Raw genomic sequence first — 6,156 nt, forward strand, 5'->3', positions numbered from 1 at the left:
GGTCAGCCTACCAGCGCTTCCGGCTCGCGGCGGGTGCGCTTTTTGGGGTAGGTGCGCTGTTTTGCATGGCCGTGCTGGTTCTGCCAGCCATAGTGCCTGCCGCCGCCCGCACTGTGGTGCTGCGGCTGGGACGCATTGAGCTGGTACAAAAGGGCAAGTCCCTTCATCAGCAGCTCCGGGTCGTAGGTCAGCGGGTGGCGGCACAGCGGTGTCACATACTTTGCCAGCCCTCCTGTTACCACCAGAGTGGCCGGACGGCCCAGCTCTTCCTCAATGCGCTGCACCATGCCGTCAATGAGCACAGCCGTGCCCATCACGGAGCCGGACAGCATGCATTTTTCGGTGTTGGTGCCAATGGCACTTTTGGGCGAGCCAAGATGCACCTGCGGCAGCTGGGCACAGCGGTCGCCCAGTGCCCGCAGCCCGGTGGAAAGCCCCGGGCAGATGACACCGCCCCGGAACACGCGGTTCTCGTCCACCACATTAAAGGTCGTGGCAGTGCCAAGATCCACCGTGACCACCGGCAGCGGAAAATTTGCCGCCGCATAAGCCGCATCCACAAGGCGATCCTTGCCCACGGCGTGGGGTTCCTCCACCCCCATGGTCAGTCCGGTTCGGATCTCCGGCGAGACGATGACCGGCTTCCTGCCCGTATAATGGCGGGCGCACTCGGCCAGTGCCCCCGTGATCTGGGGCACCACGCTGGTGAGCACAGCGCCCTCAAAGCGCATGGGGCGCTCAGGATGGCGGCGGTGCGCAAAAATTTTATCCATTTCGACACGATATTCTGCAGCCGTGCGGGTGCGCACCGTGTCCATGCGCGCCACAAAGCATACACGTCCGTCCCGAATGCCCCCAAGGGCGACGGTGGTGTTGCCTATATCAATGGCTAAGATCATAATTCTGTTTTCCTTTTTAAAGGTTTGAGTAACGGCAGGCCGGCATCTTATCCAGACGGCGGGCCGGTAGTTTCTCTGAGGACCGTCCGCTGGGGTGGGACCCTGTTGCCGTCAGGCAATAGGGCGGGCGATGGAATGGCCCGACTCGTGTCCGAAGAGAAAGCTGCCGGCACACCGACCCTAACGGGTTGTTCATCTATTCTTTGTCAAGCTATATTTTACCGCATTTTGTTCCCAGTTACAAGCCTGTACAAAGATTTTGTTGTGCTGGCGGAACTTTTGCATTATACTAAGGTAAGAAATGTGGAAACAGTACGTTTTTGCAGGAGGTTTTACCAATGGATCTGAACGGAAAATGCGTCCTTCTGGGCGTAAGCGGCGGCATTGCCGCCTATAAAATGGCCAACGTGGCCAGCGCACTGCGCAAGCTGGGAGCCGATGTGGAAGTCATCATGACCAAAAATGCGACCCAGTTCATCACCCCTGTTACATTTGAAACGCTTACCGGCCACAAGTGCATGGTGGATACCTTTGACCGGGATTTCAAGTTTGAAGTCACCCACATCTCGCTGGCAAAAAAAGCCGATGTGATCCTTGTCGCCCCGGCCACTGCCAACGTCATCGCCAAGATGGCCCACGGCATCGCCGATGATATGCTCACCACCACAGTGTTGGCTGTAAAGTGCCCCAAGCTCGTTTCTCCGGCCATGAATACCGGAATGCTGGAAAACCCCATCACGCAGGATAATATCGCCACGCTGGAACGCTACGGCTTCACGGTGATCCCCTCCGAGAGCGGCGTGCTGGCCTGCAAGGATGTTGGCAGCGGCCGTCTGCCTAAGGAAGATGTGCTGATCGAGTATATCCTGCATGCCATTGCCCGGCCCAAAGATCTTGCCGGTCTGCGCATTGCCGTCACCGCCGGCCCCACGCAGGAGCCGCTGGACCCGGTGCGCTACCTCACCAACCATTCCACCGGCAAGATGGGCTATGCCCTTGCCCGTGCCGCCGCCATGCGCGGCGCGGATGTCACCCTCATCCACGGCGAGACTGCCCTGCAGCCGGTCAAGTTTACCACCGATGTGCCCGTGACCACTGCTCAGCAGATGTACGAAGCCGTCACCAGCCGCTTTGATGCTACGGATGTGCTCATTATGGCCGCTGCCGTGGCCGACTACCGCCCCGCTGCCGTGGCAAACGACAAGATCAAAAAAAAGGACGGCGACATGTCCATCCCTCTGGAACGCACGCCGGATATTCTGGGCACCATCGGCCCCAAAAAGACCCACCAGTTCCTGTGCGGTTTTTCCATGGAGACCCGCGATCTTGTGGAAAACTCCTCTGCAAAGCTGACCAAAAAGAATCTGGACATGGTGGTTGCCAACAACCTGAAAGTGGCCGGTGCCGGTTTTGGTGTGGACACCAATGTAGTCACCCTCATTACCCCGGACGGCACCCGTGAGCTGCCGCTGATGAGCAAGGCCGATGTGGCCGATGCCATTCTGGATGAAATTTTAAAACGCCGCTCCCAGTGAGAAAAAGTGGCTGTCGCATGTGCAACAGCCACTTTTTTATTTTTCCTTCCGCGCAAACACGATGCCAATGGTACCCGGGCCGGAATAGCCGCCGATGGTGGTGCCGATGTCTGTCTCGTGGCATTCCTTGAAGCTGCCGTATTTCTTCAGCCCCGCCTTCACTGCGTCCATGCAGCCGGGCTTCGGCTGGCAGGAGGAGATGAACACAAGGCTGTCCTCGACGTCGTCGCGTTCCACCAGACGGTCGGTGATGTACTTGCCCACGCAGATGGGCAGGCTGCCGCGGTATTTTTTGACTACCTTCAGTTCGCCGTCGATTACTTCCAGTGCGGGCTTGATGCCCAGCAGGTTTGCCCCGAAGGCCAGCACACCGGAGCAGCGGCCGCTCTTGGCCATAAAGTCCAGCCGATCCAGTACAAAGCTCAGCTCTACCCGTTTGGCAAGGCTCTGCAGCCGCATCGTAATGTTGCGGGGGGTCAGGCCATCTGCAGCCCACTTGGCCGCTTTCAGCACCAGATAGCCCTGCCCGGTACAGATATTCTGGCTGTCCACCACATAGACATTCTCGAATTCGCCTGCCGCCAGCTTCGCATTCTGGAAGCAGGACGAAAGCTTGCTGCTGACCGAAATATGGATCACCGCATCGCACTCTTTGGCAAACGGCTCAAAAAATTCGGTATATTCCACCAGATTTGCGGCGGCGGATTTGGGCATTTTGCCGCCCGCATTCACATAGGCAAACACATCTGCCGGGTGGATCGTTACGCCGTCCAGATAGCTATCCTCGCCCATCAGAATGTGCATGGGCATCAGGGCAATGTCCCACTGTGCCAAAAGCTCTTCGGACAGGTCGCAGGTGCTGTCCGCTGTGATCTTGATTCTCACATTATTTCTCCTTTTATAAAGCCGTTCTGCATCCTCTGTCGGCTGCACCGACGATCCCTTAAAAAATTGTCCTTTTCTATTTTACCACAGATGATTCAAAGTTGTTAAGTATTTTGTAAAGGCAAATGTAAATCTTTTATGAAGAAGTTCCCGGTTTCGGTTTTCTTGTACACTTATCACAAATTCCGAATTGGATTTATGGTTCTTTCCGAAAATTCGGGTTTACCTGTTTATTTTGTCCGCCAAAAATTATATAATAAGATGTATCCTAATAGAATGGATTGAATCGGTCTGCTCTGCGGCCGTTATTTATTTGGAGGTTGCCTTATATGTTCATGTACACCGATTACAACCAGCACCTGCTGGACAATGTAAAAAAGATCCACTTCATCGGCTGCGGCGGCAGCGGCATGTATCCGCTCATCCAGATCCTTGCCGCAAAAGGCTACGAGATCTCCGGCAGCGATGTGCTGGATGGCAGCATCATCCGCTACGAGCGTGAGATGGGTGTCAAGGTCAGCCTGGGTCACAGCGCCGATAATGTGATCGGCACCGACATGGTGGTCTACTCTGCCGCCATTTCCAAAGATAACGTGGAACTGAATGCCGCTGCCTCCTACGGCATCCCCACCATCGAGCGCAGTGTTCTGCTGGGTTATGTGAGCCGCCTGTACAAGCAGAGCATCTGCGTCTCCGGCACCCATGGCAAAACCACCACCACTTCCATGATCACCACTGCGCTGGAGTTGGCAGGCCGCGACCCGTCCGCCGTCATCGGCGGCAAGCTTCCGCTGATCAATGGCTACGGCAAGGCCGGCAAGGGCGACGATATCGTAATTGAGTCCTGTGAATTTGCCGAGACCTTTCTGAAACTGACCCCGTACCTGTCCGTTGTGCTGAACATCGACAACGACCATCTGGATTACTACGGCAGCATGGGCGAACTGAAGTTTGCCTTCAAGCGCTTTGCCCTGATGACCAAGTTCATGATCTTTGCCAATGCCGACGACAAGAACACCATGGATGTCATGTACACGCTGGACCGCCGCGTGCGCACCTTCGGCATCCAGAACGACGGCGATTATCAGGCATTGAACGTGAATGAATACAAGCCCGGCTTCTTTGAGTTCGACCTGAAGGAGTGGAACAAGGTCACCGGCCATATCCGTCTGGCTGTACCTGGCTACCACAACATTTACAATGCGCTTGCCATGTGTGCCGTCTGCCGCTTCGTCGGTCTGACCGTGGAGCAGTGCGCCGATGCCGCCCTGAACTTCAAGGGTGCCGGCCGCCGCTTTGAGGTTTACGGCGAGTGTAACGGCGCTTTGGTCGTGGACGATTATGCACATCATCCCACCGAGCTGCGCGCTACCCTGACCACTGCCAAGGAGATGGGCTACAAGCGTCTGATCGCCGTCCACCAGCCGTTTACATACAGCCGCACCAAGATGCTGTTCAACGACTTTGTGGATGTGCTCAAGATCCCCGACATCACGGTGCTCACTCCCATCATGGGCAGCCGTGAGCCCAACGATCCCACCATTACCAGTGCAAAACTGGCCGCTCAGATTCCCGGCTCTGTTCTGGTGAACAGTCTGGAGGAGGCCGCCGAGTGGGTCAAGCAGAACGCCCGGGAGGGCGATCTGGTCATCACCCTCGGCTGCGGCGACATCTACAAGGCCAGCAAGATGATGGTGGCTGATAATAAGTAAAGTCCAGCCAATAAAATATGCGGCCCCGTCACGTTGAATGCTCAACGCGGCGGGGCCGCTTTTTATGATTGTCTGTCATTGGGAAGATACAATAACACCTCACAATGCCTGCCGACTTCTCCAATATCTTAAACTGTACTTGCTTCGAGGTCTTTTAATGCTCTTCCATCCGTTGTTTTCCATGTTCTGGGCCCACTCACACTATACCCTAAAAGGAAATCAGCTGCCGCCGAAGAACTCGAAAAAAGGATATCATCTGTCAGTACTAAATCTTTTACATGCCCATCCTGAAAATACTTTTCTCGCAACTTCACTGCACCCGCAGTCAAAGATTTGTCGGATGTTTTTTCATTTACTGTTGCACCTTTCAGCACAACGAAACCTTCCGTTGTCACTTTACCATTTGCTTTAACATTTCCAATTTCAATGCTCAACATTTCATCATCAAGCAAAGAATCATTTTGCGTAGGTGTATTTAAAACAGCTTCCAAAACCTTATATCCCAATGCACTAATCAGAATTTTCACATTGTCAATAAATTCTTCCATTACAGCAATTTGAGATTCTTTCATCACAGTATTGCGATATGTATTTTTTGTAAGAACCTCATAGCGTTTACAATTTCTCGCAATTTCAACAAAGCGATTTTCAAGATACCGTATCAATGCTTTATTCAAATCCCGACCAACAAAAATCACAGCTGTAGTCCAGTAATACTTTTCTTTTTCGGCTTGATAATCACGGATATGCTGTACAAGTCTTTCTTTTACATTTTCCGCTTCACCAATGTATACAGCTTCTGTTCCATCATCCTCTTTGCAAAATAAGAAATAAACGCCCGCCTGCATAATATCATTTCTCGTACAGGACGGAACGTCAATCCTTGGAATTTTTATTGCTTTACCGTTCCAGTTCGAAAGCTCTGCCGTTATAATGCTGTCTGGCAATCCGTTCACCAAAAATAGCTCAATAGATTTTCCATATGCCATATTCTCTTCACCTGCCCTTTTCATTCTATCGCATCGTACCTTGAATTTCAATTATTGATTTTCCGACAAGAAAAAACGCTTTGAGATTTCTCTCAAAGCGTTTTTTGTTCAAGTCGGCGACTACCTATTTTCACGC

The 6,156-nt window shown here is 53.2% G+C and carries 5 protein-coding genes; 2 read left to right on the plus strand and 3 right to left on the minus strand.

The features are described 5' to 3' along the window. Window positions 1–2: 2 nt before the first annotated feature. Complete coding sequence (locus tag DXA66_RS10525; RefSeq protein WP_118528751.1) at window positions 3–899, minus strand: type III pantothenate kinase; 897 nt, start codon at window positions 897–899, stop codon at window positions 3–5. A gap of 338 nt (window positions 900–1,237) precedes the next feature. Here DXA66_RS10525 and coaBC point away from each other — a divergent pair, with 338 nt between their 5' ends. Beyond that, a complete protein-coding gene (gene coaBC, locus DXA66_RS10530) occupies window positions 1,238–2,434 on the plus strand; it encodes a bifunctional phosphopantothenoylcysteine decarboxylase/phosphopantothenate--cysteine ligase CoaBC (protein ID WP_118528753.1) in 1,197 nt (398 codons plus the stop codon). Window positions 2,435–2,470: 36 nt separating this feature from the next. Here coaBC and DXA66_RS10535 read toward each other — a convergent pair whose 3' ends face one another. Continuing rightward, a complete protein-coding gene (locus DXA66_RS10535) occupies window positions 2,471–3,319 on the minus strand; it encodes a DegV family protein (RefSeq protein ID WP_118528755.1) in 849 nt (282 codons plus the stop codon). 329 nt (window positions 3,320–3,648) lie between these two features. Between DXA66_RS10535 and murC the strand changes: the two genes are divergently transcribed. After that, the gene (gene murC, locus DXA66_RS10540) at window positions 3,649–5,031 is read left to right on the plus strand and encodes a UDP-N-acetylmuramate--L-alanine ligase (RefSeq protein WP_118528757.1); all 1,383 of its coding nucleotides are present in this window, start codon (window positions 3,649–3,651) and stop codon (window positions 5,029–5,031) included. A gap of 128 nt (window positions 5,032–5,159) precedes the next feature. Here the strand turns inward: murC and DXA66_RS10545 are convergent, their stop codons facing one another. Next, window positions 5,160–6,020 carry a GIY-YIG nuclease family protein gene (locus tag DXA66_RS10545; protein ID WP_118528771.1) on the minus strand — a complete coding sequence of 287 codons (861 nt, stop codon included), beginning with the start codon at window positions 6,018–6,020 and terminating at the stop codon, window positions 5,160–5,162. Between the last annotated feature and the right edge of the window lie 136 nt (window positions 6,021–6,156).

Origin of the sequence: Faecalibacterium sp. OF03-6AC (assembly GCF_003478175.1) — a bacterium.
In the GTDB taxonomy this organism is placed as follows: domain Bacteria; phylum Bacillota; class Clostridia; order Oscillospirales; family Ruminococcaceae; genus Faecalibacterium; species Faecalibacterium taiwanense.

Excerpts from the sequence above, each read along its gene's own strand:
- coaBC (WP_118528753.1), top strand. The coding sequence starts at position 1,238 with ATGGATCTGAACGGAAAATGCGTCCTTCTGGGCGTAAGCGGCGGCATT.
- murC (WP_118528757.1), top strand. The coding sequence starts at position 3,649 with ATGTTCATGTACACCGATTACAACCAGCACCTGCTGGACAATGTAAAA.
- DXA66_RS10525 (WP_118528751.1), bottom strand. The coding sequence starts at position 899 with ATGATCTTAGCCATTGATATAGGCAACACCACCGTCGCCCTTGGGGGC.
- DXA66_RS10545 (WP_118528771.1), bottom strand. The coding sequence starts at position 6,020 with ATGGCATATGGAAAATCTATTGAGCTATTTTTGGTGAACGGATTGCCA.